25 protein-coding genes are annotated in these 26,928 nt (G+C 69.3%); 13 read left to right on the forward strand and 12 right to left on the reverse strand.

The features are described from left to right. Position 1 precedes the first annotated feature (1 nt). The 3 genes from FFK22_RS14250 to FFK22_RS14260 all read left to right on the forward strand — a co-directional run bounded on the left by FFK22_RS14250 (position 2) and on the right by FFK22_RS14260 (position 3,652). Positions 2-2,080: a hypothetical protein gene (locus FFK22_RS14250; protein WP_138892444.1), complete on the forward strand. Its 2,079-nt coding sequence runs from the start codon at positions 2-4 to the stop codon at positions 2,078-2,080. 120 nt (positions 2,081-2,200) lie between these two features. Beyond that, the gene (locus tag FFK22_RS14255; protein WP_138892445.1) at positions 2,201-2,830 is read left to right on the forward strand and encodes a DUF1326 domain-containing protein; all 630 of its coding nucleotides are present in this window, start codon (positions 2,201-2,203) and stop codon (positions 2,828-2,830) included. An 18-nt stretch (positions 2,831-2,848) separates the two neighbouring features. After that, positions 2,849-3,652 carry a DUF2182 domain-containing protein gene (locus tag FFK22_RS14260; RefSeq protein ID WP_221938594.1) on the forward strand — a complete coding sequence of 268 codons (804 nt, stop codon included), beginning with the start codon at positions 2,849-2,851 and terminating at the stop codon, positions 3,650-3,652. A gap of 31 nt (positions 3,653-3,683) precedes the next feature. Here the strand turns inward: FFK22_RS14260 and FFK22_RS14265 are convergent, their stop codons facing one another. The 3 genes from FFK22_RS14265 to FFK22_RS14275 all read right to left on the reverse strand — a co-directional run bounded on the left by FFK22_RS14265 (position 3,684) and on the right by FFK22_RS14275 (position 8,398). Further along, a complete protein-coding gene (locus tag FFK22_RS14265; protein WP_138892447.1) occupies positions 3,684-4,757 on the reverse strand; it encodes an OmpA family protein in 1,074 nt (357 codons plus the stop codon). Positions 4,758-5,154: 397 nt separating this feature from the next. Further along, on the reverse strand, positions 5,155-5,928 hold the full coding sequence (locus FFK22_RS14270) for a class I SAM-dependent methyltransferase (protein ID WP_138889471.1): 774 nt from the start codon (positions 5,926-5,928) through the stop codon (positions 5,155-5,157). Beyond that, positions 5,918-8,398, reverse strand: a complete 2,481-nt coding sequence (locus tag FFK22_RS14275; RefSeq protein ID WP_138889470.1) for a mechanosensitive ion channel domain-containing protein — start codon at positions 8,396-8,398, stop codon at positions 5,918-5,920. The genes FFK22_RS14270 and FFK22_RS14275 overlap by 11 nt, the downstream gene beginning before the upstream one ends. 246 nt (positions 8,399-8,644) lie before the next feature. Here FFK22_RS14275 and acs point away from each other — a divergent pair, with 246 nt between their 5' ends. The 3 genes from acs to FFK22_RS14290 all read left to right on the forward strand — a co-directional run bounded on the left by acs (position 8,645) and on the right by FFK22_RS14290 (position 11,351). Then, a complete protein-coding gene (gene acs, locus FFK22_RS14280; protein WP_138889469.1) occupies positions 8,645-10,588 on the forward strand; it encodes an acetate--CoA ligase in 1,944 nt (647 codons plus the stop codon). Between the two features lie 64 nt (positions 10,589-10,652). Continuing rightward, positions 10,653-10,898: a type II toxin-antitoxin system prevent-host-death family antitoxin gene (locus FFK22_RS14285; protein ID WP_186002462.1), complete on the forward strand. Its 246-nt coding sequence runs from the start codon at positions 10,653-10,655 to the stop codon at positions 10,896-10,898. Positions 10,899-10,907: 9 nt separating this feature from the next. Beyond that, positions 10,908-11,351 (forward strand): type II toxin-antitoxin system VapC family toxin, encoded by a 444-nt coding sequence (locus FFK22_RS14290; RefSeq protein WP_138889467.1) that lies wholly within the window; start codon positions 10,908-10,910, stop codon positions 11,349-11,351. A gap of 119 nt (positions 11,352-11,470) precedes the next feature. On the opposite strand, the gene FFK22_RS14295 is transcribed toward FFK22_RS14290, so the two are convergent. The 5 genes from FFK22_RS14295 to FFK22_RS14315 form a co-directional block, all read right to left on the reverse strand. Beyond that, positions 11,471-12,814: an MFS transporter gene (locus FFK22_RS14295; RefSeq protein ID WP_138889466.1), complete on the reverse strand. Its 1,344-nt coding sequence runs from the start codon at positions 12,812-12,814 to the stop codon at positions 11,471-11,473. Between the two features lie 56 nt (positions 12,815-12,870). Beyond that, complete coding sequence (locus tag FFK22_RS14300) at positions 12,871-14,274, reverse strand: FAD-binding oxidoreductase (protein WP_138889465.1); 1,404 nt, start codon at positions 14,272-14,274, stop codon at positions 12,871-12,873. Positions 14,275-14,479: 205 nt separating this feature from the next. Beyond that, positions 14,480-14,779, reverse strand: a complete 300-nt coding sequence (locus FFK22_RS14305) for an AzlD family protein (RefSeq protein WP_138889464.1) — start codon at positions 14,777-14,779, stop codon at positions 14,480-14,482. Further along, positions 14,776-15,474, reverse strand: coding sequence for an AzlC family ABC transporter permease (locus FFK22_RS14310; protein ID WP_138889463.1), 699 nt, complete (start codon positions 15,472-15,474; stop codon positions 14,776-14,778). Before FFK22_RS14310 ends, FFK22_RS14305 begins: the two co-directional genes overlap by 4 nt. Positions 15,475-15,490: 16 nt before the next feature. After that, positions 15,491-16,351, reverse strand: a complete 861-nt coding sequence (locus tag FFK22_RS14315; RefSeq protein WP_186002463.1) for an AraC family transcriptional regulator — start codon at positions 16,349-16,351, stop codon at positions 15,491-15,493. A 158-nt stretch (positions 16,352-16,509) separates the two neighbouring features. On the opposite strand from FFK22_RS14315, the gene FFK22_RS14320 reads away from it, so the two are divergent. Next, positions 16,510-17,274 carry a trans-aconitate 2-methyltransferase gene (locus FFK22_RS14320; RefSeq protein WP_138889461.1) on the forward strand — a complete coding sequence of 255 codons (765 nt, stop codon included), beginning with the start codon at positions 16,510-16,512 and terminating at the stop codon, positions 17,272-17,274. After that, positions 17,271-18,185, forward strand: a complete 915-nt coding sequence (locus tag FFK22_RS14325; protein WP_138889460.1) for a DMT family transporter — start codon at positions 17,271-17,273, stop codon at positions 18,183-18,185. Before FFK22_RS14320 ends, FFK22_RS14325 begins: the two co-directional genes overlap by 4 nt. 8 nt (positions 18,186-18,193) lie before the next feature. Here FFK22_RS14325 and FFK22_RS14330 read toward each other — a convergent pair whose 3' ends face one another. The 4 genes from FFK22_RS14330 to FFK22_RS14345 all read right to left on the reverse strand — a co-directional run bounded on the left by FFK22_RS14330 (position 18,194) and on the right by FFK22_RS14345 (position 20,716). Further along, positions 18,194-18,376, reverse strand: coding sequence for a hypothetical protein (locus FFK22_RS14330; RefSeq protein WP_138889459.1), 183 nt, complete (start codon positions 18,374-18,376; stop codon positions 18,194-18,196). A 132-nt stretch (positions 18,377-18,508) separates the two neighbouring features. Beyond that, positions 18,509-18,919: a hypothetical protein gene (locus FFK22_RS14335; RefSeq protein WP_186002464.1), complete on the reverse strand. Its 411-nt coding sequence runs from the start codon at positions 18,917-18,919 to the stop codon at positions 18,509-18,511. A 161-nt stretch (positions 18,920-19,080) separates the two neighbouring features. Continuing rightward, entirely contained in the window at positions 19,081-19,923 is an 843-nt protein-coding gene (locus FFK22_RS14340; RefSeq protein ID WP_138889458.1) for a fumarylacetoacetate hydrolase family protein, read from the reverse strand. Positions 19,924-19,972: 49 nt separating this feature from the next. Next, on the reverse strand, positions 19,973-20,716 hold the full coding sequence (locus FFK22_RS14345; protein WP_138889457.1) for an SDR family oxidoreductase: 744 nt from the start codon (positions 20,714-20,716) through the stop codon (positions 19,973-19,975). A 142-nt stretch (positions 20,717-20,858) separates the two neighbouring features. Between FFK22_RS14345 and FFK22_RS14350 the strand changes: the two genes are divergently transcribed. From FFK22_RS14350 to oppB, 5 genes are all read left to right on the forward strand, one after another. Then, positions 20,859-21,824 (forward strand): Gfo/Idh/MocA family protein, encoded by a 966-nt coding sequence (locus FFK22_RS14350; protein WP_138889456.1) that lies wholly within the window; start codon positions 20,859-20,861, stop codon positions 21,822-21,824. Positions 21,825-21,912: 88 nt separating this feature from the next. Then, positions 21,913-22,845, forward strand: coding sequence for a DnaJ C-terminal domain-containing protein (locus tag FFK22_RS14355; RefSeq protein ID WP_138889455.1), 933 nt, complete (start codon positions 21,913-21,915; stop codon positions 22,843-22,845). Between the two features lie 125 nt (positions 22,846-22,970). Continuing rightward, on the forward strand, positions 22,971-24,038 hold the full coding sequence (locus FFK22_RS14360) for a COX15/CtaA family protein (RefSeq protein WP_138889454.1): 1,068 nt from the start codon (positions 22,971-22,973) through the stop codon (positions 24,036-24,038). A 248-nt stretch (positions 24,039-24,286) separates the two neighbouring features. Continuing rightward, positions 24,287-25,891 (forward strand): peptide ABC transporter substrate-binding protein, encoded by a 1,605-nt coding sequence (locus FFK22_RS14365; protein WP_138889453.1) that lies wholly within the window; start codon positions 24,287-24,289, stop codon positions 25,889-25,891. A 110-nt stretch (positions 25,892-26,001) separates the two neighbouring features. After that, a complete protein-coding gene (gene oppB / locus FFK22_RS14370; protein ID WP_138889452.1) occupies positions 26,002-26,922 on the forward strand; it encodes an oligopeptide ABC transporter permease OppB in 921 nt (306 codons plus the stop codon). The last annotated feature ends 6 nt before the right edge of the window (positions 26,923-26,928 follow it).

The raw sequence follows: 26,928 nt of genomic DNA on the forward strand, positions 1-26,928 counted from the left end.
TATGGACGCCGCCTCGGTCGCCCTCTCGCCTCTCCTGCCCTGGATCGTCCTCGGACCGCTGTTCGGCCTCGCCGTGCTGGCGCTGCTGGTCGGCGCCTGGCGCCGCGCCCCCGGGCTGGGCTGGCGCACCCTCGCCTTCCTCGCCCTGGCCGCCGCCCTGCTGAACCCGTCGCTGGTGGAGGAGAAGCGCGACCCGATCCGCGACGTCGCGGTGGTGGTGGTCGATCGCTCGCCCTCCGACCAAATCGAGGACCGTCCCGCCCGGATCGACGCCGCCTTGGCGGATCTGCGCACCAAGCTTGCCGCCTTCCCGGATCTCGAGACCCGCTTCGTCAGCGTCGGTGAAGGCGCCGGCGCGCCGCTGGACGAGACCCATCTGTTCGAGGCGCTGGGCGCGGCCACGGCCGACGTGCCGCGGCGGCGGCTGGCCGGCGCCATCCTGATCACCGACGGCCAGGTGCACGACGTGCCGACCGACCCGGCGGTCCGCAGCTCCTTCGGGCCTGTGCACACGCTCTTGACCGGCCGGCCGGACGAGTTCGACCGCCGCATCGTCGTGGCCCAGGCGCCGAGCTTCGGCCTGGTCGGCCAGGACGTGACCGTGACACTCAGGGTCGACGACCTGCCGAACGCCGAGCCCGGCGCCGTCGCCACCGTGACCGCGACCAAGGACGCCGGCGCGCCGGAGGCGCTGCAGCTGCCGGTCGGGCGCGACACCCAGGTCAGCTTCCGCCTCGACCATGGCGGTCCGACCGTGTTCGAATTCGCGGTCGAGGGGCTGCCGGGCGAGCTGAGCCAGGCCAACAACCGCGCCGCCATCGTCGTCAACGGCGTGCGCGACCGGCTGCGCGTGCTGCTGGTGTCGGGCGAGCCGCATCCGGGCGAGCGCACCTGGCGCAACATCCTGAAATCCGACCCCTCGGTCGATCTGGTGCACTTCACCATCCTGCGGCCGCCGGAGAAGCAGGACGGCACGCCGATCAACGAGCTGTCGCTGATCTCCTTCCCGATCCGCGAGCTGTTCGAGACCAATCTCAAGGATTTCGACCTCATCATCTTCGACCGCTACCGGCGGATGGGGGTGCTGCCGAACCTCTATCTCGGCAACATCGCCCAGTATGTGGAGGAAGGCGGCGCCTTCCTCGAGGTCTCCGGCGAGGCCTTCGCCGAGCCGCTGAGCCTGTACCGCACGCCGATCGGCAACATCCTGCCGGCTGAACCGACCGGCGAGGTGCTGGAGCAGGGCTTCCGCCCGGTGGTGACCGACCTCGGCCAGCGCCATCCCGTGACGGCGACGCTGGACGGATCGACCGGCGGCCCAGGCGGCGGCCCGAGCTGGGGCCGCTGGTTCCGCCAGATCGACGTGGTGCCGCATGGCGGCAATGTGGTGATGACCGGGATCGGCGGCCGGCCGCTCCTGGTGCTCAACCGGGTCGGCGAGGGCCGGGTGGCGCAGATGGCGTCGGACCAGATCTGGCTGTGGAGCCGCGGCTTCGAGGGCGGCGGCCCGCAGGCGGAGCTGCTGCGCCGCCTGGCCCATTGGCTGATGCGCGAGCCGGAGCTGGAGGAGAACGTGCTGCGCGCCGAGGCGGCCGGGCAGCGCATCGAGATCCGCCGCCGCAACCTGGACCAGAGCAACCCGCCCGTCACCGTGACCGACCCGGACGGCAAGACCCAGAGCGTGACGCTGAGCGAGGCCTCGCCCGGCCTCTATGCCGGCCGGGTCAACGCCCAGGGGCCGGGCATCTACCGGGTCAGCGACGGCGACAAGACCGCGCTGGCCGTGGTCGGCACGCTGAACCCGCCGGAGTTGAGCGACATGCGGGCGGTGACCGACAAGCTGGCGCCGGTGACCCAGGCCAGCGGCGGCGGCGTCGCCTGGTTGGCCAGCGACGGCGTGCCGACCCTTCGCCGCACCCGGCCGGACCGGGCCGCCGCGGGCGCCGGCTGGTTCGGCCTGCGCGGCAATGGCGACTACACCGTCACCGGCATGACCGAGACGCCGCTGCTGCCGCCGCTGATCGCCCTGTTCCTCGGCCTCGGCGGGCTGATGGCCGCCTGGCGGCGCGAGGGGCGGTAGAGGCGTCCTCCGGATGGCGGCATTGCCGCCGTCTCCCAAAAGGCGTAATATTTTAATATCATTCTATGCTTTGTTCGATTGTTTCGGCTGCTCCAACAGACCTTCGGGGAGGCCAAGACGATGGTGGAATGGGAATTGAAGGCGACGGAGCTCGCCAACTGCAACTGCTCCTATGGCTGCCCCTGCCAGTTCAACGACCTGCCGACGCATGGGCACTGCCGCGCCGTGGTCGGCTTCCTGATCGAATCCGGGCATTTCGGCGATGTCAGCCTGGACGGGCTGCGCGCCGTCGGCCTCTACATCTGGCCAGGGCCTGTGCATCACGGCAACGGCACCATGCAGCTGATCATCGATGAGCGGGCCGACGCCGCGCAGCGCGACGCCCTGCTCAGGATCATGACCGGCCAGGACACCGAGGACATGGCGACGATGTGGTGGGTATACGCAGCCATGAGCCCGAATCGGCTCCAGCCGCTGTTCGAACCTATCGAGATCGACATCGACGTCGACGGTCGCCGCGGGCGCTTCGTCGTGCCGGGCATGGTCGAGGTGACGGGCGAGCCGATCCGCAACCCGGTGACCGGCGCCGCACACCGCGTCCGCATCGACCTGCCCCACGGCTTCGAATACCGCCTGGCCGAGATCGGCAGCGGCACGACCAAGGCGGCCGCGGGCCTCGAGTTGGATCTCGCCGGCACCTATGCCCAGTTCGCGCATATCCATCTCAGCAACACCGGGGTGGTGGCGTAGCCGGCGGCGATGGCGGCCGTGCCCTCCGCGATCGAGGCGGTGCTGCGCCGCGACCGCCTGGTGACGTTCGTCGCCCTCGCCTGCACCTGCATCGCGGCCTGGACCTATATCGGCCTCGGCATCGGCATGGAAATGCCCGGCGCGGAGATGCCCGGCGCGGAGATGCCTGGGATGGCGATGCCCGGCATGGCGATGGACCCGGCGATGCCCATACCCTGGACCGGCGCCACATTCGCCCTGATGGTGGCGATGTGGTCGGTGATGATGGTGGCGATGATGCTGCCCGGGGCGGCGCCGATGCTGCTGACCCACGCCGCTTTGCAGCGCCATCGCCGCCAGGCCGCCCCGCACGACGCAACCACTCTGTTCGCGCTCGGCTATCTCGCGGTCTGGGTGGGCTTCAGCGTCCTGGCCGCCACCTTGCAGTGGCAGCTCGATTCCCTGGCCCTGCTGTCCCCGGCGATGGCGACCGCCAGCACGGTGCTGGCCGGCAGCGCGCTGGTGCTCGCCGGCGCCTGGCAGTTCACCGCGCCGAAGCAGGCCTGTCTCGTCCGCTGCCGATCCCCGGCCGAATTCCTGACCCGGCACCGCCGGTCGGGACCGTTCGGCCTCGGCCTCCGCCACGGCCTGTTCTGCCTTGGCTGCTGCTGGGCGCTGATGCTGCTGCTGTTCGTCGGCGGGGTCATGAACCTCGCCTGGGTCGGCGCGATCGCGCTGTTCGTCCTGCTGGAGAAGACGGTTCCCGGCGGCCGCTGGCTCGGCCGCGCCGCCGGGGCCGGCCTGGTCGCTTGGGGCGGCTGGCTGCTGGTCGCGGCTGCGTAGGCCGGGATCCCCCGGCCCATGCCGCCCATCGTCAGTTCATCACGATCTCGACCCGGCGGTTCTGCGGCTCGCGCACGCCGTCGGCGGTCGGGACCAGCGGGTCGGCTTCGCCGACGCCGCGGACCACGATCAGGCTGTCGGCGACGCCGTCCGTGACCAGCTCGCGGCGCACCGCCTCGCCCCGGCGCACCGACAGGGCCTGGTTGTAGGCGTCGGTGCCGGACCGGTCGGTGTGGCCGGTGACGTCAATCCGGGTCGACTGGCCGCGCAGCGCGTCGGTGGCGGCGGAGGCGACGATCGACCGCGCCTCCGGCGTCAGGCGCGAGCTGTCGAAATCGAAGAACACCAGATAGCTGCGCTGGCCGGCGTCGACCGGGGTCTCCGGCGCCGGCCCGGCCGGGGCGGCGCCGACCCCGAAGACGTATTTGATGCCGGCCAGGATGGTGTGGTTCGCCGGGGCGTCGAGCTTGATCTTGGTGCTGCCCGTGGTGAATTCGGCGTCGGTCTCGCCGAAATACCGGTACTCCAGGTTCGCGGCCAAGTTCGGCGTGATGTAATAGGACACGCCGGCGATGCCCTGATAGGCGAAGAGCGGCGAATCATAGTCGAAGTTGATGTCGGCGTCCGGAATCTTCACCTTCCAGTTGTTGAAGCCGACGCCGAGGCCGCCGCCGATATAGGGCACGAAGGGCGAGCCGAACTCGAAGTCGTAATAGACATTGGCCATCAGGCCGATGGTCCGCTCATGGCCCTTGACGTTGACCTTGACGTCGTTCCCCGCCGGAACCGTGATGAACCGGTTGAGCCGGAACGAATCCCAGCTGACCCCGACATCGCCGACGTCGTTCTGGCGGATGCTGCCTTCGATATCCGCCCGGATCGCCCCGAAATCATAGCCGATATAGAGGTTGCCGGCCGGCGCCGTGTCGAAGGCGACATCGGCATGGCCGTCGGTGCGCGGGTCGGTGAAGGTCCAGCGCTGGTCCTGCCGGATGTTCACGCCGGCGCCGGCGCCGAGATAGATCCCCGTCGCCTGCTGGGCCATGACGGGCGTGGCCAGAAGCACGGCAACGGTTCCCGCCGCACACACAGTCGAAATCTTCATGTGCCGCCATCCTGGTCAGAGTTCGGGCCAGGCGTCCGCTCCCAACATCTCTGTGCAGGGTTTCGTCCCGCCCCCTTCCGCATCAATACGGAGGCTTTGACGGTCGATCAACCTGAAATCAAAGAGTTCATCGCGGATTCATCGTGATGTCTCGCCAAGTTTAAAGGTTTGGATGAGCGGCAATGATGAATTAATTTTTAATCAAATGCATCTCAACCGACTCCAACGGTCGTGAGATCGGCTCTCCACCCTTTCGTCATGGCGAGGCGCGCAGCGCCGTGGCCATCCAGAGGGCGGCGCCACTGGATGGCCACGCCCCTTCGGGGCTCGCCATGACGGGTCAAGATTTCGGGCCGTTGGTATAGGAACTGCGATGCCGCAGCCCTGACGTCTACGCCTATTGCCGGCGGCAATCGAACAGGTGGTTGCGGTTCACCCGGAAGCGGCGGCGGAGATGCGGCCCGAGCAGGGCCCGGCTGTCGACCGCGATCGGCGCCAGCCCGGCCGAGGCCAGCCGGGCGGGGAAGTCGCGGCCGTTGATGCGGTAATGATAGGGGTGGCCGAAGCGGCGCATCCGCTCGGCCGGGTCGGCGATGCCCGCCCCCTCCTGCGTCGGCCCCTTCGGATCGAACGGCACCATCAGGACGGCGCGGCCGCCGGGGCGCAACACCCGCGCCAGCTCGGCGATCGCCGCGCCGTCGTCGGGGATGTGCTCCAGCACATGGTTGGCGATCACCACGTCGAAAGCGCCGTCGGCGAAGGGCAGCGCCGTCAGGTCGGCCTGGATATCGGCGAAGGGGCTGAACCGGTCGACCGAGCGGTAGCGCAGATTCGGCAGACCGCGCAGCCGCGCCTCCAGCCACGGCTCGGGCGCCGCATGCAGCACCCGATGCCGGCCGGTCAGCAGGCCGGTCCGGGCGGTCAGGTAGAGCCAGAGGAAGCGGTGCCGCTCGACGCTGCCGCAGCCCGGGCACATGGCGTTGCGCCGCCCCTCCAGGCCGAAGCGCAGGAAGCGGCGCGCCCGGGTGCCGCAGATCGGGCATTCCAGCACGCCCGGCGGGCCGGCCGGCGCTCGCGGCCGGGCGTAGAGCCGCTCGCGCCGGTACACCGATGCCTCGTCCAGCCGGTCGCGGGCGATGGCGCCGACGACACGGCCGAGGTCATGCAGCATGCGACGGCTCCCGCGCCTCCTCCGCGGCATCGCCATGGGCTGCGCCGTTGCGCTCCCGCAGCACGGTCGCCAGCACCTGCACCGCCTGGGGCAGCGAGATGTCGGCCGCGATCGGCTGGAAGGCCAGGCCGGCCTCGCGGAACGCCTTCCAGATGGCGAAGCGCAGATCGGTGCCGACGCCGGCGAAGTTGTCGACATCGGAGATATGGCAGCGCAGCTCGAGGTCGAGGGTCCCGGTGCTGAAGCTCTTGAACGCCACCACCGGCGCCGGGAAGGCGCTGACGCGCTTGTCCTCCTTGGCCAGCGCCAGCAGCGTGTCACGCGCGGTCTCGACATCGGCCGAGGCGGCGATCGAGACCGGGATGTCGATCCGGCCGTTCCTGTCCTTGTGGGTCCAGTTGACGACCTGGGACGAGATCAGGTTGCCGTTCGGCACGATCACCGAGGAGCGCTGGAAGGTCTGGATCTCGGTGGCGCGGACGCTGATCCGGCGGACCACGCCCTCGGCCCCGCCGACCACCACCCAGTCGCCCACCTTCACCGGCCGCTCGACCAGCAGGATCAGGCCGGCGACGAAGTTCTGGACGATGTTCTGCAGGCCGAAGCCGATGCCGACCGACAGGGCGGAGGCGATCAGGGCCAGGTTCGACAGGTCGAGCCCGAGCAGGCCGATGGCGAAGATCGCGACGATCAGCCCGCCGAGATAGCCGATGCCGGTGCGGATCGAGTTCTTCAGGCCGCGATCGATCTGCAGCTTCTCGATGAAGCGGGCATCGAGCCGGCGCTGCAGGAAGCGGGTGGCGAGGATCCCCAGGGTAAAGGCGGCGACGGCGCCGAGGATGTTCAGGGGCGCGATGCGGACGCCGCCGACCGTCGCCCCCTCCAGCACCGCCGTGCCGATCGCGGCGAGGTCGGTGCCGCTGAGGCCGAGCACCGGCGCCAGAGCCACCAGCGCGGTCAGGCCGAGGACGATGTCGGTGCACAGGGCAGCGCCGGTCTCGAACACCCACAGGCCGCGATCGTTCGGGAACAGCGAATGGCGGATCCTGGCCATCCGCCCGACCGGCTGGGTCAGGAACCGGCCGATGGCCTCGTGCACCACGCTGCGCAGGATCAGGACGGCGGCGCCGATGCCGATCACGGCCACGAGCAGATAGGTGATGTAGAGCGCCAGCTTCTGATAGCCGATCATCCCGGCGACCAGCACGGCCACGGTCAGGAGGGCGGCCAGCAGGCGAACGCGCGGCCAGCGCCCGGACGGCCTGGCAGCGGCTCGCTGGTCGTCGGTCGGCTCCCCCTCCGGCAAGGCCTCGAGATCGGCGCGATAGCCCCACAGCGACCCCGGCAGCAGAGAAAGCAGAGCCAGCGCACCCGCAGCCAGCGCCGCCGCGATCAGCAGGGATCGAAGCTCGCCCTGCATCAGGATGCGGCCGTCGGCCACCGCCAGCGTCACCCCGGCGACGGCCCAGACCACCGCCGCCGCCCGCAGCCTGCGGCAGAGCGTGCGGGCCGAGGCATCCGTCAGGTCGATCAGCCGCCAGGCCGGGTCGTCGGGCGTCAGCGCGGCCGAGATCGCGGCCGAGGCGACGAAATAGCCGACGATGCCCCAGGCCAGGACCCCGAGGGCGATCATGGCGACATAGCTGGCGGGACGGTCGCCGAGCCAGCCGGCGCAGATCACCGCCACAGCCAGCGTCATCATCGCCGGCAGCACGCCATGGGCGACGGTGTGCACCAGCGCCGCGGCCACCCGGCGCCGCAGCGACGGCACGCCTTCGGCCGGATGCCGGCCGAACCGCCGCAGCAGCCAGCGCCGGGCCAGCCAGCCGATGCCGAGGACGACGGCGGCGAACAGGATGCGGCGTGCGATCTCGCCCACCCCGTCCCAGCCGGGGCCGAGCTGATCCTGGAACGGCAGCAGCAGCCGCGTCGCCAGATAGCCGGCCTGGTCGGGGATCGGCACCCAGGTCCTCGGGTCGAAGGTGGCCGGCGACACCGTCAGCAAGTCGCGCCGGAACTGGTCGACGCGCGCGGCATCGGCGGTCTGCTGCAGCAGCTGGGCCTGGGTCTTGACCGCCTCGGCCTGCCGCACCTGGCCGTTGTACTTGGAGAGGGCCTCCGCCAGCTGCTGCCGCTGCTGCGTCACATCGGCCGTCTCCGGCGGCGCGCCTTCGGCCGGCGGCGGGCCCAGCGCGTCGCTGACCTGCTTGATCTTGCCGAGGGCGTCGTTCGCGGCATCCGCCGCGGCCTGGGCCTGGTCGACCACGGCGGCCAGCTGGGTGCGCAGGCCGTTGTAGTCGTCATCCGACAGGTTCTGCGCCGACAGCTTGACGTAGAGCTGCCGGACCGTGCTCTGCCACCCCGCATTCTGCTTGTCGAAATCAGGATTGGTCTGGGCCGCGGCCGGCAGGGCGGCGCAGACCAGGGCGAACAGCAACAGCAGGCGGGGGAGCAGGGCGCGAAAGGTCATGGTCGGCCGGACGGCACCGAGATTGATGAGGAGAGACGTCCACCCTGCATGCCAAAGCGGCGATAAGAAGGCGAGGCCGCGTGTCGTCGCAGCAGCGATGCGTCGCGCCCCGTGCGGCCGCCGGACGAAGCCGGGCGATCAAGCCGTGGCCATCGGCCGGGTCCTCTTGCTATGAATGCGGGATCGTTCGGCCGGGGCGCGCCCACCCGGCCGGCGCGGCGAGAAAAGTTCGATCGGGGAGACCCCATGAGCAGCGACATCAGCCTTTTTCCCGTGTCCGACGACTGGGCCAAGCGCGCCTGGGTGGATGCCGCCCAGTACAAGGAATTGTACGAACGTTCGGTCAATGATCCGGACGGCTTCTGGGCCGAGCACGGCAAGCGGGTCGACTGGATCCGGCCGTTCACCAGGGTCAAGAACACCAGCTACACCGGCGACGTCCATATCCGCTGGTTCGAGGACGGCACGCTGAATGCCGCCGCCAACTGCATCGACCGGCACCTGGCCAAGCGCGCCGACCAGACCGCGATCATCTGGGAGGGCGACGACCCGAAGGACAGCCGCCACATCACCTATCGCGAGCTGCACGAGCAGGTCAGCCGCCTGGCCAATGTGCTGAAATCACGCGGCGTCAAGAAGGGCGACCGGGTCACCATCTACCTACCGATGATCCCGGAGGCGGCCTATGCCCTCCTGGCCTGCGCCCGCATCGGCGCGGTCCATTCCGTGGTGTTCGGCGGCTTCTCGCCCGACAGCCTGAAGGACCGCATCCTCGACTGCCGCTCGACCGTGCTGATCACCGCCGATGAAGGGCTGCGCGGCGGCCGCGCCGTGGCGCTGAAGGCAAATGCCGACGAGGCGCTGAAAAGCTGCCCGGAGGTCGACACCGTCGTCGTCGTCCGCCGCACCGGCGGCAAGACCGGCTGGACCGAGGGCCGCGACATCTGGCTGCACGAGGCCGCCGCCAAGGTCTCGGCCGACTGCCCACCGGAGGAGATGGGCGCCGAGGACCCGCTGTTCATCCTCTACACCTCCGGCTCGACCGGCAAGCCGAAGGGGGTGCTGCACACCACCGGCGGCTACCTGGTCTATGCCGCGATGACCCATCAATACGTCTTCGACTACCATGACGGGGACATCTACTGGTGCACCGCCGATGTCGGCTGGGTGACCGGGCACAGCTACATCCTGTACGGGCCGCTGGCGAACGGCGCCACCACGCTGATGTTCGAGGGCGTGCCGAACTATCCGGACACCTCGCGCTTCTGGCAGGTGGTGGACAAGCACAAGGTCAACATCTTCTACACCGCCCCGACCGCGATCCGCGCCCTGATGCGCGACGGCGAAGGCCCGGTGCAGAAGACCAGCCGCGCCTCGCTGCGGCTGCTCGGCTCGGTCGGCGAGCCGATCAACCCCGAGGCCTGGCTGTGGTACCACCGCGTGGTCGGCGACGGTCGCTGCCCGATCGTCGACACCTGGTGGCAGACCGAGACCGGCGGGATTCTCATCACGCCGCTGCCCGGCGCCATCGCCCAGAAGCCCGGCTCCGCCACCCTGCCCTTCTTCGGGGTCAAGCCGCTGATCGTCGACGGCGACGGCAAGCTGCTGGAGGGCGCGGCCGAGGGCAACCTGTGCATCGCCGACAGCTGGCCCGGCCAGATGCGCACGGTGTTCGGCGACCATGACCGCTTCGTCCAGACCTATTTCTCGACCTTCAAGGGGCTGTACTTCACCGGCGACGGCTGCCGCCGGGACGAGGACGGCTATTACTGGATCACCGGGCGGGTCGACGATGTGCTCAACGTCTCCGGCCACCGCATGGGCACCGCCGAGGTCGAGAGCGCGCTGGTGGCCCATCCGAAGGTGGCCGAGGCCGCGGTGGTCGGCTATCCGCACGACATCAAGGGCCAGGGCATCTACGCCTATGTCACCCTGATCGCCGGCGAGGCACCGACCGAGGAATTGCGCAAAGAGCTGTCGCAGTGGGTGCGCAAGCAGATCGGCCCGATCGCCACGCCGGACCTGATCCAGTGGGCGCCGGGCCTGCCGAAGACCCGCTCCGGCAAGATCATGCGCCGCATCCTGCGCAAGATCGCCGCCAATGAGCACGAGGCCCTGGGCGACACCTCGACTTTGGCCGACCCGGCGGTGGTGACCGACCTGGTCGATAATCGGATGAACCGGGGGTAGGCGCTCTGGCTGGATCAGGAAGTCGATCTAGTCTAGACTGGTCCATATCGCGGTGGAGATTGCTGTGTGGACTGTCCAGGATGCCAAGGCCCAACTGTCCGAGATCCTGCGGCGCGCCAAGGCCGGCGAACCGCAGGTGATCGGAACGCAGGATCCCTGTGTCGTGATCTCTGCGAAGACATTCAAGGCGCTGACACAGGCTCAGGACCAGCACCTCGGTCGCTGGCTAGTCGAGCATGCGCCCAGCGGGATCGAGATCGAATTGCCGCCCCGAACTGAGTCCCGGGCCGACCCGTTCGATGCGGACTGAGCCTCAGCGGTGACGAAATACATCCTCGACACCAATGTCGCGTCGGAACTGGCGAGGCCGGTTCCGTCGCCGCAGGTCGTCGCGTTTCTGGAACGCGAGGCGGATCTCTGGATGAGTACGATCCTGTTCCATGAACTGGCGTACGGGCTCGAGCGGGTCGCTGACGCCACTCGAAAATCGAAGCTGCTCGCCTTCATCGACGCGACAAAGAAGCGGTTCGAGGATCGCACCCTCGTTGTCGACATGACCGTCGCGGAGGAGGCCGGACGTCTTCGCGCCTTCGCTGGGGCCGGAGGCCGGACGCTCGCGCCGCTGGATTCCCTGATGGCGGCGACTGCGATGGTTCATGGCGCTACCTTGGCTACGCGCAACACCAAGGATTTTCGAGACCTCGGGGTCAGTATCGTCGACCCATGGCTCGGCCCGGCGAACGCCAACGACCAGCAGGCTTAGTTTGTCTTTGAAGCCGGCGTCATCGCGAGGAGGCGAAGCCGACGTGGTGATCCAGAGGTCGGTGCCGCTGGATCGCCGCGCCCCTTCGGGTCTCGCGATGACGGCTTTGAACGCCTGGATCAGACCCTGACCGTCGCCTCGCGCAGCTTGACGTCGGCGCGCGGGCCGGGGCGGAGCAGCGTCACCAGCAGCGCAGCCAACAGGCCGGCCGCCGCCAGCACGTAGAGGCCGGCCGCGGAGGACTGGAAGCCCTCCTCCACCGCGGTCTTGACGTTCGGGGCGAAGAAGCCGCCGAGATTGCCGATGGCGTTGATCGCGGCGATCCCGCCCGCGGCGGCCGCCCCGCCGAAATAGCCGGTCGGGAAGGTCCAGAAGATCGGCTGCGAGGTGATGATGCCCATCGTCGTCAGGCACAGGGCTGCGATCGCGATCGCCGGCGGCGCATTGGCCGAGATGATCAGGCCGGCCGCGATACCCAGCAGCGAGACGAAGGCGAAGCTGCGCCGGTAGCCGGTGCGCACCGCCAGCCCGGGCCAGAACGTCGCGGCCAGGATGGCGCAGGCCCAGGGAATCGCCGAGACCAGTCCGACCAGCAGCCCGACCTTCACGTCCAGCAGGGCGCTGACCTGGGTCGGCAGGTAGAAGGCGACGCCGTAGCCGCTGATCTGGATCAGGAAATAGATCGTTGCGAAATGCAGCAGCCGCGGGTCGGTCAGCACGGCGCGGAACCCGACCCGGCCGGCCGCCTGCTTCTCCCGCTCCTCCGCCGCGATCGCCCGGCTCAGCGCCTCGCGCTCCTCGGCCGGCATCCAGCGCGCCTCGGACGGGCGGTCGGTGAGATAGAAATAGGCCCAGATGCCGACCAGCGAGGCCAGCACCCCCTCGATCAGGAACATCAGTTGCCAGCCATGTAGGCCGAACAGCCCGTCGAGGTCGAGCAGCACGCCGGAGGCCGGGCCGCCGAGCATCAGCGCCAGCGGCGAGCCGAAATAGAACAACCCCATCACCCGGCCGCGCGCCTTGGCCGGGAACCAGTAGGTCATGAACAGGATCGCGCCGGGGAAGAAGCCGGCCTCGGCCGCACCGAGCAGCAGCCGGATCACCAGGAAGGAGGTCTCGCCATGGGCGAAGGCCATGGCCGCCGCGATCAGCCCCCAGGTCACCATGATCCGGGCCATCCAGACCCGCGCCCCGATCCGGTGCAGCACCAAGTTGCTGGGCACCTCGAAGGCGGCATAGGTCAGGAAGAAGATGCCGGCGGCGAAGGCGAAGACCGCGTCGCTGATGCCGGTCGTGGCCTGGTAGGCCTGCTTGGCGAAGCCGATATTGGCCCGGTCCAGATAGGCCATCATGTACATCAGGATCAGGAACGGCACGAGCCGCCACGTCGCCCGCCGGATCGCACGATCCAGCACGGCCTCGCCATGCGTCCCCGGCGAGGCCGCTGGTGGTGTCGTCGTCATCTTGGCTCCCTCTCGGCTGTTTGTCGTCTGCGCCCGGGCCGGTCCGGGCGACGGAGCTACAGGACCTTGCCGGGGTTGAGCAGCCCGCGCGGGTCCAGCGAGTCCTTCAGCCGGCGCATCAGCGCCAGCTCCGCCTCGCTGCGCACATAGGGCAGGAACGGCTTCTTGGTCAGGCCGATGCCGTGCTCGGCCGAGACCGTACCGTCGAACTCGCGGACCATGGCGTAGACGGTCTCGACGATCTCCTGCTTCGGCTGCGGCTCGGCGCCGGGGACGCCGGCGACGATGTGCAGGTTGCCGTCGCCGATATGGCCATAGAACAGCGCCACGATGCCGGGCAGGCGCTGCTCCAGCGCGGCGCGGCAGGCCTGGACATAGGCGTCCATGCTTGCCACCGGCAAGCCGATATCGAAGGACTCGTGCGGCCCCAGCACCTGCTTGAACTCGGCGGCCGCGTCGCGCACGCCCCAGAAGGCGCGGATGTCGGCCAGCGACTGCGCCACCGCTGCATCGGCGATGACGCCGTCCTCGGCCTGGCGCTCGAGCCAGGCCTGGAAGCGCGGGCCGTCCACCGCCTCGTCGGTGCCCTGCGCCTCGACCAGGACGTAGCCGGCATGGCCGCCGGAGATCGGGCTGCGGATGCCCGGCACCCGCTGCGTGACCACGTCCCAATAATCCGGCCACATCACCTCGAAGGCCGAGAGCAGCGGCCCCAGGCCGCGCCGAGCGGCGTTCAGCAGCCGCACCGTGTGCTCGTAGCTGGACAGGCCGCACAAGGCGGCCATGGTGCAGCCCGGCTTCGGGAACAGGCGCAGCACCGCCCGGGTGATCACGCCGAGCGTGCCCTCGCTGCCGATGAACAGGTGCTTCAGGTCGTAGCCGGCATTGTTCTTCAGCATCTTGTTGAGGCTGGTGACGACCTCGCCGCCCGGCAGCACCACCTCGATCCCCAGCACCATCTCGCGCGCCATGCCGTAGCGGATCACCCGGTTGCCGCCGGCATTGGTCGACAGGTTGCCGCCGATGGCGCAGGAGCCGCGGGCGCCGAGGTCGAGCGGGATGAAGAAACCGGCATCGTCGGCCGCCTGCTGCACCGCCTGCAGCGGCGTGCCGGCCCGCACCGTCATGGTGGCCGAGGCGGTGTCGATCTCCTCGACCCCGACCATGCGCTCCAGCGACAAGGCGACCGAGCCCGCCACCGGCCGAGCGCCGCCGCACAGCCCGGTCAACCCGCCCTGGGGTACCACCGGGACGCCGTGCTCGGCGCAGATCCGCATCGCCGCGGCCACGCCGGCGGTGTCGGCGGGGCGGACCACCGCCAGCGGCCGCAGGGGGCCGAGGGTGCTCCAGTCGGATTCGTTGCGGGCCGGAATGTCGGGGCCGGCGAGGACAGAAGCGGCGCCGAGCGCATCCGTCAGGGACGGGATGAGGGCGTCCGGGGTCGTCGCCGCCTGAACCAAACTGTCCTCCCTCGCGCCATGGCCGTTCACGCTTCGCCTCGCCGGGATGCAATGCCTATTCCGGGCACCAAATCCGCGACCTCATGTCAGACATAACATCTGACATGTTAGTGAGGCAATGGTGAATGTCGGACAAACCGTTCAGACAGAGCCAACGCCGCGCAAGTCGGCGCGGCGCCCCAGTTTAGGAAGGAATGGAGGGCCGTCAGCCGATGGCGCGCAGAGCCACCACCGCAGCCACGCCCACCAGGATGGTGGCGAGCAGCGGCAGGCGCGTGGCGGCAATGGCGGTGACCAAAGCCGCTGCGGTCTCAGGCCAGCCGGTGGCCAGCACCATCGGCGCGATCACCGCGGTCAGCACCGCCGGCGGCGCCGCGTCGAAGGCCGCCTTCAGCCGACCCTGCAGCCGCAGCCGCCCGGCCAGGAACAGGCCGGAGATCCGGGTCAGGTAGGTGACGACCGCCATGCCCAGGATAGCGGCCAAGGTGGTGAGATCGACGCTCATGCCGGCACCTCCTCCGGCTCGGCGGCCAGCCAGGCGGCGGCGATGCCGGCCAAGGCGCCGGCCGCGACATGCCAGGGCGGGCCGGCCAGGTGATAGACCAGGGCGGCGGTGACCAGGCTGGCGGCAATGGTGACCGTGCTGCGATGGCCGCGCCAGAAGCCGACGACCAGACCGATGAACAGGGCGGTGAAGGCGAAGTCGGCGCCGATCCGGGACGGGTCGCCGATCGCCGCGCCGATCACGGCGCCGAGCGTCCCCCAGACCAGCCAGTTCAGGTAGAAGAAGGCGCCCATCCCCAGGAAATAGGCCGGCGTCAGCTCGCGCACCGTGGCCCGCCGCTCCGCCATCGCCCAGTTCTCGTCGGCCAGTACGGCATAGCCGAGCAGACGCTGGCCCCAGGTGAAGTGGCCGGTGCGGCGGGCCAGCGACAGGCTCATCAGGATGTGGCGGGAGTTGATCAGCAGGGTCGAGATCACCAGCGTCGCCACCGGCACCGGATAGGACCACAGATCGATCGCGGCGAACTGGGCGCCGCCGGCGAAGACCAGGGCGCACATCAGCGCCATCTCGGCCGGCGACAGGCCCTTGGCGGCGCCGAGCGCGCCGCAGAGCAGGCCGATCGGGATCGCGGCGATGGCGGGCGGGAGGATGTCGCGGATGCCGTCCAGGGCATCGCGCCGGAGGTCTCGGGTCATGCGGCAGCCAATGGGGTCAGAGGTGGAACCCGGCCCGGTAGGCGCCGGGGGCGACGCCGAGCCGCGCCTTGAAGGCGTGGGTCAGATGGGCCTGGTCGCAGAAGCCGGTGGCGGCCGCGACCTCGGCCGGCGCCTCGCCCGCCCGCAGCCGGCGGCGGGCGGCCTGGACGCGCAGGTTCAGCAGATAGGCGTGCGGCGTCATCCGCAGCTCGCGCCGGAAGGCCCGGATCAGATGGTGGCGCGACAGCCCGGCCTCGGCGGCGAAATCGTCGAGCGACAGCTCCTCGGCATAGCGGTCGCGCATCAGCTCGGTCACCCGGGCGATCCGGCCCGAATCCGACGCCGGCTCGGCCGGACGGAACGCGGCGTGGCGGATCAGGCAGCTGCCATAGGCGCGCAGCAGCAGCTCCTCCATCGCCAGGGCGTCGCCCCGGGCCTGGGCGGCGAAGGCCTCGGCGAACAGGGCCACGAGGTCCGGGTCGTGCACCGCCGGCTGGGGAAAGAACGGGGTCTCGGCCACCGGCCGGCCGGCGATGTCCGACGCCAGGCGCCGCATCAGCGCGACCGAGGGATAGGTCATGCGGTAGCGGTAGCCGCCGCCATAGGGCTCGCCGTCATGCGCGTCCTCCGGGTTGACCAAAGCGAGGTCGCCGGGGCCGCCATAGCGCTGCTCGCCGCGGGCCAAAAAGGTCTCGCAGCCGGCGAAGATGCCGCCGATGGCGTAAGTCTCGTGCATGTGCAGGGCATAGCGATGGGTGCGGAACGTCGCCTCCAGGCATTCCAGCCCGTCGAAGCCCGACGCCGTGAAGAACCGCGACCGCTCGCCCTGCGCGAGCGGCTCGGCCGCCACCGCCTGTTCCTGCGTGATGCTGTCCATCGGCGCGATCATAGGGCCGGCGCCGGACGCGTCTTGTAGAAAATCGGCATATCGGCCCCTGCCCGCTTTGCGCCGTCACGACCGATACACCCATCGGGCATTGGCCCAGGGACGCCCGCCGGCGCAATAGTCTGCCGGACCAACAGGGAACCACCGCCATGAGCACGATCAAGGAAGCGCAGTCCTGGAGCGCCGAGGGCTATGCCCGCAACGCCCGCTTCGTCGCCGATCTGGGCCAGCCGGTGCTCGAACTGCTGGCGCCGCAGCCGGGCGAGCGCATCCTCGATCTCGGCTGCGGCGACGGCGCCCTGACCGCGAAGCTGGCGGCGGCCGGCGCCACAGTGGTCGGCGCCGACGCCTCGGCCGAGCTGGTGGCGGCAGCCCGCGCCCTGGGGCTGGACGCCCGCATCGCCGACGGCCAGGCCCTGGCCTTCGAGGCCGAGTTCGACGCCGTGTTCAGCAACGCGGCGCTGCACTGGATGCGGCAGCCCGACGCCGTGATCGCCGGCGTCCGGCGGGCGCTGAAGCCGGGCGGCCGCTTCGTCGGCGAGTTCGGCGGCCACGGCAATGTCGCGGCGATCGTCACCGCCCTGGTCGCGGCGCTGAATGCCCGCGGCCTCGACGGCGCCGCCCGCATCCCCTGGTTCTTCCCGACCCCGGCCGAATACGGGGCGAAGCTGGAGGCGCAGGGCTTCCGTGTCGACAGCATCGGGCTGGTGCCGCGGCCGACGCCGCTGCCCACCGGCATGCGCGGCTGGCTCGACACCTTCGCCAACCCGCTGCTCGACGGCATAGGCGGCGCGGCGCGGGCCGGGATCCTGGATGAGGTCGAGGGATTGCTGGCGCCCAGCCTGCGCGACCAGTCCGCCAACTGGAGCGCCGACTATGTCCGGCTGCGCTTCGCCGCGACGCTGGCATCATGACCGCCGCGGCGCGCGTGGACGGCAGCCGGCGCGGCGAGGCGGTCGGCTATCTGCTGGCGATCCTCGGGGTGCTGGCCTTCTCCACCCGGCCGGTGCTGATCCGGCTGGGCTATGCCGAGGGCGTCGACGCCGAGACGCTGCTGGCGCTGCGCATGGGCCTGTCCCTGCCCTTCTTCGTGGCGATGTGGGCCTGGGCCCGGCGCCGGGCCGCGGGGCCGCTGGCGCCGGGCGACCTGCTGCGCACCGCGGCGCTCGGGCTGCTCGGCTACTGGATCGCCAGCTATTGCGACTTCCTGGGGCTGCGCACGGTGCCGGCCGGGCTGGGCCGGATCATCCTGTTCCTGTACCCGACCTTCGTGCTGGCGCTGTCGTCCGTGGTGCTCGGCCGGCGGCCGCAGCGGCGGGAGATCCTGTGCCTGGCGGTCGCCTATGCCGGGCTGTTCCTGGTACTGGACGCCGCGGCCGACAGCTTCGACGCGGCCCGGCTGGGCGGCGCCGGGCTGATCCTGCTCAGCGCCCTGGCCTATGCCGCCTATCTGGTCTGGGGCAGCGAGACGGTGCCGCGGATCGGCAGCACCCGGTTCACCGCCATCGCCATGATGACGGCCTGCGTCGCCTGCATCGCCCAGTTCTTCGTGCTGCGCCCGGCCGACCACCTGCTGGTGTCCGGCAAGGTGCTGGGCATCGCCGCCTGGATCGCGGTGGTCGGCACGGTGCTGCCGGTCTGGGCGACCAGCGAGGCGCTGAAGCGGATCGGCGCCGCCCGGGCGTCGCTGCTGGGCGCGCTCGGGCCGGTCTCGACCATCCTCCTGGCCTGGGCCGGGATGGACGAAGGGCTGACGGGATTGCAGGTGGTCGGGGCGCTTCTGGTGCTGGGCGGCGTCGGGCTGCTGACGCTGCCGCGACGCTGACCGCAAGCTCAAGACAACAGTGCGATGATCGCCGTAATGGCGCTGAGCACTACGGGTACGGCCACCCAGGCGACCGCGACCTCGGACCAGGACACTCGGGCGGACCGGGCTTCTGTCCCCGAACTCACCCATCCTTCGCTCTGCGCCATCGAATCGTCCGGCTCCAGGCCGGGCATTCCGATGATGCTCATGTTCCAACTCCGCGCTTCGTTCCAGCGCAACGCCCCGACCGGACCATCCGACCGAGGCGCAGGTGGAACTATGGCGAAGTTGGCGGGCCGGCGCTGTGACCTAGGGCACAGACGGCCCGGAGAAGCCGGAATTCAGCGCCAGTGGCCCTCGACCCAGACGCCCCGGCTCCAATAGCCCGGCACCCAGGCCCGCGCCGGCGGCGCCGCATAGACCGTGCGCGGCGGCGCGTCATAGACCGGTGGCGGAGCCCTGTAGACCCCATAGGCCGGCGGCGGAGCCCCATAGACCACCGGCGGCGGCCCGTAATAGACCGGGGGCGGCGGCGCATAATAGACCGGCGGCGGCGCGTAGAGCGGCAGGCCGATGCCGATGCTGACACCGGAATGCCAGCAGCAGCCGCCGTGCCATCCGCCCCAGCCGCCCCAACCGCCGCGCCACCAGGCCTCGGCCGGGGTGGGAACCATCAGCGGCAGCGCGAGCGCGGCACCGAGCGCGGCGAATACCGCAGCGCGGCGCGGATTGACGTGGAACACCTTCAGCATGGTGACACCATCTGTCTGAACGCGGCACGCCGAAGCGGGCGTGTCCCCTATCACACGAAGAGATGGTACACCGCCGTCGCGGACGGCAAGACGATTTACCGCAAATTAATGCGACGGATGACACGGGCGCGATTGCGCCCGTGTCATCCGCGGATCGGTCCTCAGGCCTGGACCGTCTTCTGGGCCTGCTCGCCCAGCTTCTCGATGCCGAGGCGGATGGTCTGGCCGGCCTTGAGGTATTTCGGCGGCTTCTGGCCCATGCCGACGCCCGGCGGGGTGCCGGTGGAGATGATGTCGCCGGTCCGCAGCCCCATGAACTGGCTGAGATAGCTGACCAGGAACGGCGTCTTGTAGACCATCGTCTTGGTCGAGCCGTTCTGGTAGCGGTGGCCGTCGACCTCGAGCCACATATGCAGGTTGTCGTAATCGCCGACCTCGTCCGGCGTCACCAGCCAGGGGCCGGTCGGGCCGAAGGTGTCGCAGCTCTTGCCCTTGGTCCACTGGCCGTGGCGTTCGGTCTGGAAGGCGCGCTCGGACACGTCGTTGATGACGCAGAAGCCGGCGACATGGCTCATCGCGTCGGCCTCGGACACGTATTTCGCCGGCTTGCCGATGACGATGCCGAGCTCGACCTCCCAGTCGGTCTTCTCGCTGGCGCGCGGGATCTCGACATCGTCATTCGGGCCGACGATGGCGCTGGTGGCCTTCATGAAGATGATCGGCTCCGGCGGCACGGTGGCGCCGGTCTCGGCGGCGTGGTCGGAGTAGTTCAGGCCGATGCAGATGAACTTGCCGGTGCCGGCGACACAGGCGCCGTAGCGCGGGTTGCCGGAGACGACCGGCAGAGTGGCCGGGTCGAGGCCCTTCAGCCGGGCGATGCCGGCGGGGGTCAGCGCGTCGCCGGCGATGTCGGGGACCACGCCCGACAGGTCGCGGATCCGGCCCTCGGCGTCGAGCAGGCCCGGCTTCTCCTGCCCCGCGGGGCCGTAGCGCAGCAGCTTCATCGGTGTTCTCTCCCTGGAGTCTCGGGTGGTGGGCGGCCGGAAGCCGCTATCAGATGGTGATGCCGCCGTCGACGTTGATCGCCTGGCCGGTGAGGTAGGAGGCCTCGTCCGAGGCCAGGTACACGGCCAGCGACGCGATCTCCTCGGCGGTGCCGAGGCGGCCCATCGGCTGGCGCGCCACGAAGGCGGCGCGCGCCTTCTCGACATCGCCCTGCGCCGCCATCCGGTCATGCAGGCTCGGCGTCTCCACCGTGCCCGGGCAGATGGCGTTGCAGCGGATGCCCTGGCCGACGAAATCGGCGGCGATCGACTTGGTCAGGCCGAGCACGGCGGCCTTGGTGGCGCCGTAGACGAAGCGGTTCGGCAGGCCCTTGATCGAGGAGCAGACCGAGGCGACGTTGACGATGGCGCCGCCGCCGGCCGCGATCATCGCCGGCAGGAAGGCGCGGCACATATGGTAGTTGGAGCGGACATTGAGGTTGAAGGAGAAGTCGTAGTCCTTCTCCTCGCAATCGAGGATGGTGCCGGCATGGACGAAGCCGGCGCAGTTGAACAGCACGTCGACGGCGCCACGCTGGGCCGCATAGGCCTTGATCGCGCCGTGGTCGAGCACGTCGAGCCGGGTGACCGTGACGCCGGGCGCCTCGGCCGCCAGCGCCTGCAGCGCCGCTTCGTTGATGTCGGTGGCATAGACCGTCGCCCCCTCGCGGGCGAAGGCCAGCGCCGTCGCCCGGCCGATCCCCTGCCCCGCCGCGGTCAGCACCGCCGTCTTGCCCGCCAGCCTGCCAGCCATGTTCGCAACCCGCTTGTTAAGTCGGACGTATTCCTCGCCCCGGGCGGCGCGCCCGTCAAGCGGAAGCGTATCACCGCTGGTCAAAGCGTGGGCAACAGCGTTAGGAAGGCGGAGCAGTGTTGCTGACGAGCGTGGAGATGACATGAAGCGGACCCGGACCGCGGTGATCGGGGCGGGCTATTTCGGCAGCCTGCACGCCGCCAAGCATGCGGAGCTGCCCGAGGCCGAGCTGGTCGCGGTCTGCGACACCGACCCCGGCCGGGCCGGGGCGCTGGCGACCAAGCTCGGCGTCCGGGCGGTGACCGACCTGTCCGAGCTGATCGGCCAGGTCGACGCGGTCAGCGTCGCGGTGCCGACCAACGCGCATTTCGACACGGCGCGCACCTGCCTGGAGGCCGGCATCCACGTGCTGATCGAGAAGCCGATCAGCAACACGCTGGAGGAGGCCGACGCGCTGAGCCGCCTGGCCGCCGACCGCAAGCTGGTGCTGCAGGTCGGCCATCTCGAGCGGTTCAACCCGGTGGTGCAGGGCCTGGCCAAGATCCTGGACCGGCCGCGCTACATCGAATGCCAGCGCATCTCCGCCTTCAAGCCGCGCGGCACCGACGTCAATGTCGTGCTCGACATGATGATCCACGACATCGACCTGGTGCTGAAGATCGTCGGATCGCCGGTTGACCGGATCGACGCCGTCGGCGCGCCGGTGCTGAGCGAGGCCGACGACATCGTCAACGCCCGGCTGCAATTCGCCAATGGCTGCACCGCGACGGTGACCGCCAGCCGGGTCAGCTGGAAGCGCCACCGCACCATGCGGATCTTCCAGCAGGACGGCTACATCATGGTCGACCTGAGCGAGGCCAAGCTGACCTTCATCCGCAAGACCCGCGGCCGCGACGGCCAGCCGGAGCTGTACCAGGAGGAGCAGCAATTCGAGACCGGCGACCCGCTGAAGCTGGAGATCCAGAGCTTCCTCGACAGCGTCGGCAACGGCCGGCCGCCGGCGGTCAGCGGGCCGGAAGGCCGGGCGGCGCTGGCCGCGGCGCTGGACATCACGCATCAGCTGGCCGATTGGCGCCGGCGCTTCGACGGCGACGCAACCGCAAATTGAAGGCCGCAGGGGCGAGGGGGAGCGTTGAAACCGAGGCGGCACGACATCATGTACCCGGATCAAGGACTTACCCCCAGAGATCCGAGCCATGGATGACCCGTATGCCGTGCTGGGCGTGGCCCGCACCGCCAGCGAGGACGAGATCCGGCGGGCCTATCGCAAGCTCGCCAAGAAGCACCACCCCGACCTGAACCAGGGCGACGCGCGCGCCGAGGAGCGGTTCAAGGCGGTGTCGACCGCCTATGACCTGTTGAGCGACGCCGAGAAGCGCCGCCGCTTCGACGCCGGCGAGATCGACGCCAACGGCGCCGAGCGCGCCTATGCCCGCCGGCCCGGCGGCGGCTGGGCCGGAAGCGGCGCCGGCGGCACGCGGTACCAGCGCACCGACACCTACGACGCCTTCACCGATGCCGGCGACCTCGACGACATCCTGCGCGGCATGTTCGGCCAGGGCGGCGCCAGGGCCGCCGGCGGCAGGGCCGGCGCCAAGGGCCGCGACATCAGCTACACGCTGCGGGCCGAGTTCCGCCTCGCCGTCGAGGGCGGCGAGACCACGGTGACGCTGGCCGACGGCCGCTCGCTCAAGATCACCCTGCCGGTCGGCCTGACCGACGGCCAGACCATCCGCTTGCGCGGCCAGGGCGAGAAGGGCGGGCGCGGCGTGCCCGGCGACGCGCTGATCGAGGTCCGGATCATGCCCGACCCGGTGCTGGAGCGCGACGGCAACGATATCCGCATGACCCTGCCGGTGTCGCTGCAGGAGGCGGTGCTGGGCGGCCGCGTCGAGGTGCCGACGCTGGTCGGCCCGGTGATGCTGACCATCCCCAAGGGCGCCAACAGCGGCGCGGTGCTGCGGCTGAAGGGCAAGGGCGTGCGCAGCGCGACCGGCGACAGCCGCGGCGACCAGTATGTGAAGCTGGCGGTGACCCTGCCCGACCCGGCCGACCCGGAGCTTGTCCGCTTCGTCGAGGAGTGGGGCGCGAGCCACCCCTACGACCCGCGCAAGGGTAAGATCCGGTAGGTATGTGAGCCAAACCGGGTTCGCGACGGCGGACCCGGCCGGCACTTGTTCAAAACGATCGTCTTCCTATCCCTGCGACAAAAGCAGGTTTGACGCCGCCGCGGACCGGCGCGATAAGCCGATTCATGCACTCCGTCCCTGCCGCCGCGGCCCTGCGCCCTACCACCGCCCCTGCCACCCGCCCGGTCGCGTGGTGGCTGTTCCTGTGCGCCGCGATGGTCTTCGCCATGGCGGTGATCGGCGCCGTCACGCGGCTGACCGAAAGCGGCCTGTCGATCGTCGAATGGGCGCCGATCAAAGGAGCGCTGCCGCCGCTGTCGGACCAGGCCTGGCAGGATGCCTTCGTCGCCTACAAGGCGACGCCGGAGTACCTGTACAAGAACACCGGCATGTCGCTGGAGGCGTTCCAGCAGATCTTCTTCTGGGAATGGCTGCACCGGCTGTGGGGCCGGCTGATCGGCCTGGTGTTCGCCGCCGGCCTGGCCTGGTTCTGGTGGCGCGGCGGGCTCGACCGCGGCCTGCGGCTGCGCCTGCTTGGCCTGCTGGTGCTGGGCGGGCTGCAGGGGGCGCTGGGCTGGTTCATGGTGATGAGCGGCCTGGTCGACCGGCCTTCGGTCAGCCATTACCGGCTGGCCGCGCATCTCGGCCTGGCCGTGCTGCTCTATGCCCTGATCCTGTGGACCGCCTACGGGCTGGTGCTGCCGCGGCTCGGCGATTTCGCCAAGGCTCCGTCGCTGCGCCGCCACGCCTCGATCGCGATCGGCTGCGTCGCCGTCACCATGTGCTGGGGCGCCTTCGTCGCCGGGCTGGACGCCGGACAGGTCTACAACACCTTCCCGCTGATGGACGGGCGGCTGCTGCCGCCGCCGGAATCCTTCAGCATCATCCCGGCCTGGCTGAACTGGTTCGACAACACCGCCCTGGTGCAGTTCACCCATCGCTGGCTGGCCATCGGCACGTCGCTCGTGGTGCTGTCCCTGGCCGCCCGCTGCAGCCGTACGGCGGTGGTCGGCTGGGGCCATCTGGCCGGGCTGATGGTGGCGGTCCAGGTCGGTCTCGGCATCTCCACCCTGCTCACGCAGGTGCCCGTCTGGCTGGGGGCGATGCACCAGGCGGGGGCGCTGCTTCTTCTGGCCCTGCTGCTGGCGCTGCGTTTCGTAACCCGGCCGGTTTCGGAATCGCGGCTCAGATGAGGCCAAGAAGAAAGTAAAGAACAAGCGCGACGCCGATTCGAAACTTTCCTGTTTGCGACTTTTGCAAGGCTTGAAACCCGCGCCGGATTCATAGCAGACCCGCGAATTCGATTGCTCAAATGCGGTCGAAACGATACCGTCCACGCCATCACTCCTGGCTGGTGGGAGACGGACGAGCGCGCGCCCGTTGGGGCGCGTCTTGCAAACAAACCAGTGACCGGGAAACCGGAAACAGTAGGGGCGAACACATGCACAGCTTCACCAAAATCCTGGCGCGCGGGCTGCTTGCCGCCGCCCTCCTGGGCAGCGTTTCAAGCGCGGCCCTGGCCGAGATGGTGCTCAACCGCGGCAACGGCTCCGAGCCGGAGACGCTGGACGTTCACAAATCCTCGGGCGTGCCCGAATCCTTCATCCAGATGGACCTCTTCGAGGGTCTTCTGATGGCCGACGCCAAGGGCGAGCCGGTTCCCGGCCAGGCCGAGAGCTACACCGTCTCCGACGACGGCCTGACCTACACCTTCAAGCTGCGCCAGAACGCGAAGTGGTCTGACGGTACCCCGGTGACCGCCGATGACTGGGTGTTCTCGATGCGCCGGCTGATCGACCCGAAGACGGCCAGCGACTACGGCTACTTCCTCGACCAGGTCGTCAACGCCCGCGACATCCGCCTGGGCCAGAACGGCAAGAAGCTCGAGGACATGGGCGTCAAGGCGGTCGACGACCACACCCTCGAGGTCAAGCTGGTGGCGCCGACCCCGTATTTCGTGTCGTCGCTGCTGCACCACTCGACCCACCCGATCAGCAAGGCCAATTACGAGAAGTTCGGCGACGACTTCGTCAAGCCGGGCAACATGGTCTCGAACGGCGCCTACATGCTGGCCGAGGCGGTGCCGCAGGGCTATGTCAAGGTGGTCAAGAACCCGAATTACTGGGATGCGGCCAACGTCAAGATCGACACGGTCATGTTCTACCCGACCGAGGACATCGACGCCGAGTTGCAGCGCTTCAAGGCCGGCGAGCTCGACATGACCTATGAGCTGCCGAGCCAGCAGATCCCGACCCTGAAGAAGGAAATCCCGGACCAGATCCACATCACGCCGTATTTCGGCACCTACTTCTACGCGTACAACCTCACCAAGGAGCCGTGGAAGAGCAACGCCGACCTGCGGCGCGCCCTGTATCTGGCGATCGACCGCGACACGCTGATCAAGCATGTGACGCAGGCCGACCAGCTGCCGGCCTATAGCTTCGTGCCGCCGGGCACCGACAACTACCCGGGCTTCGAGCCCGACGTGGCCAAGATGACCCAGGCCGAGCGCGACGCCAAGGCCAAGGAGCTGTTCGCCAAGGCCGGCTACGGCCCGGACAAGCCGCTGAAGCTGGAGATCACCTACAACACCAGCGAGAACCACAAGAAGGTGGCCGTCGCCATCGCCGCGATGTGGAAGAAGACGCTGGGCGTCGACGTCACCCTGCAGAACCAGGAATGGGGCACGTTCCAGGAGACGCGCGACAAGAAGCAGTTCCCGGACATCGCCCGCCATGGCTGGATCGGCGACTACAACGACGCCAACAACTTCCTCGAGCTCGAGACCCAGTACATCGGTGAGCAGAACACCTCGGAGTACAACAATCCGAAGTTCGACGACCTGATGAAGAAGGCCGGCCTCGAGACCGATCTCGCCAAGCGCGGCGAGCTGATGGTCGAAGCCGAGAAGATGATGATCCAGGATCTGCCGATCATCCCGATCTACTTCTACACCACCAAGCATGCCGTCTCGCCGGCCGTGAAGGGCTGGGAGGACAACGTGCAGGACTACCACCTGTCGCGCTGGCTCTCCGTCGAGCGGTAAGAACGGTTCCGTGACGATGCCCGCCCCCCGGTTCCACCCGGAGGGCGGGCATCGCCCTTTTCACCCCCACGACATGTCCGGCATTCCGGCGGGGGCAGGGATTTGAAACGATGCTGACCTATGCCGTGCGCCGCATCCTCGGCGCCATCCCGACCATCCTCGTGATCATCGCGATCGCGTTCTTCATGATCCGGCTGGCGCCCGGCGGCCCCTTCGCCGGCGACAAGCCGCTGCCGATCGAGATCAAGCGGAACCTGGAGAAGGCCTATCACCTGGATGAGCCGCTCTACATGCAGTTCGGCCGCTATATGGGCAACGTGCTGCAGGGCGATTTCGGGCCGTCGTTCAAATACAAGGACTATTCGGTCAACGACCTGATCTATCAGGGCTTTCCCTATTCGCTGCAGCTCGGCCTGATCGCGATCGCGATCGCCAGTTTCTTCGGCATCCTGTTCGGCACCATCGCCGCGCTGAAGCAGAATTCCCCCGGCGACTACGGCACCATGGCGATCGCCATGGTCGGCATCACCATTCCGAATTTCGTCGTGGCACCGCTGCTGATCCTGATCTTCGCCGTGACCTGGCGGGTGCTGCCCGCGGGTGGCATCGCCGGCGGCTGGACCTCCTTCATCCTGCCGATCATCGCGCTGTCGCTGCCGCCGACCGCCTATATCGCCCGGCTGACCCGGGCCAGCATGATCGAGGTGCTGCGCTCGAACTTCATCCGCACGGCCCGGGCCAAGGGCCTGCCGGAGCGGATCACCATCGTCCGCCACACGCTGAAGGCCGGCCTCTTGCCGGTGGTCTCCTATCTCGGCCCCGCCACCGCCGGCATCATCACCGGCTCGGTCGTGATCGAGCAGATCTTCGGCATCCCCGGCATCGGCCGCTACTTCGTGCAGGCCTCGCTGAACCGCGACTACACGCTGGTGATGGGCACGGTGATCTTCTTCGCCGTGCTGATCATCCTGTTCAATCTCATGGTCGACTTGCTGTACGGCGCGCTCGACCCGCGCGTGCGCTACGATTGAGGACGC

The sequence above is a fragment of the Mycobacterium sp. KBS0706 genome (genome assembly GCF_005938675.2).
Taxonomy (GTDB): domain Bacteria; phylum Pseudomonadota; class Alphaproteobacteria; order DSM-16000; family Inquilinaceae; genus Inquilinus.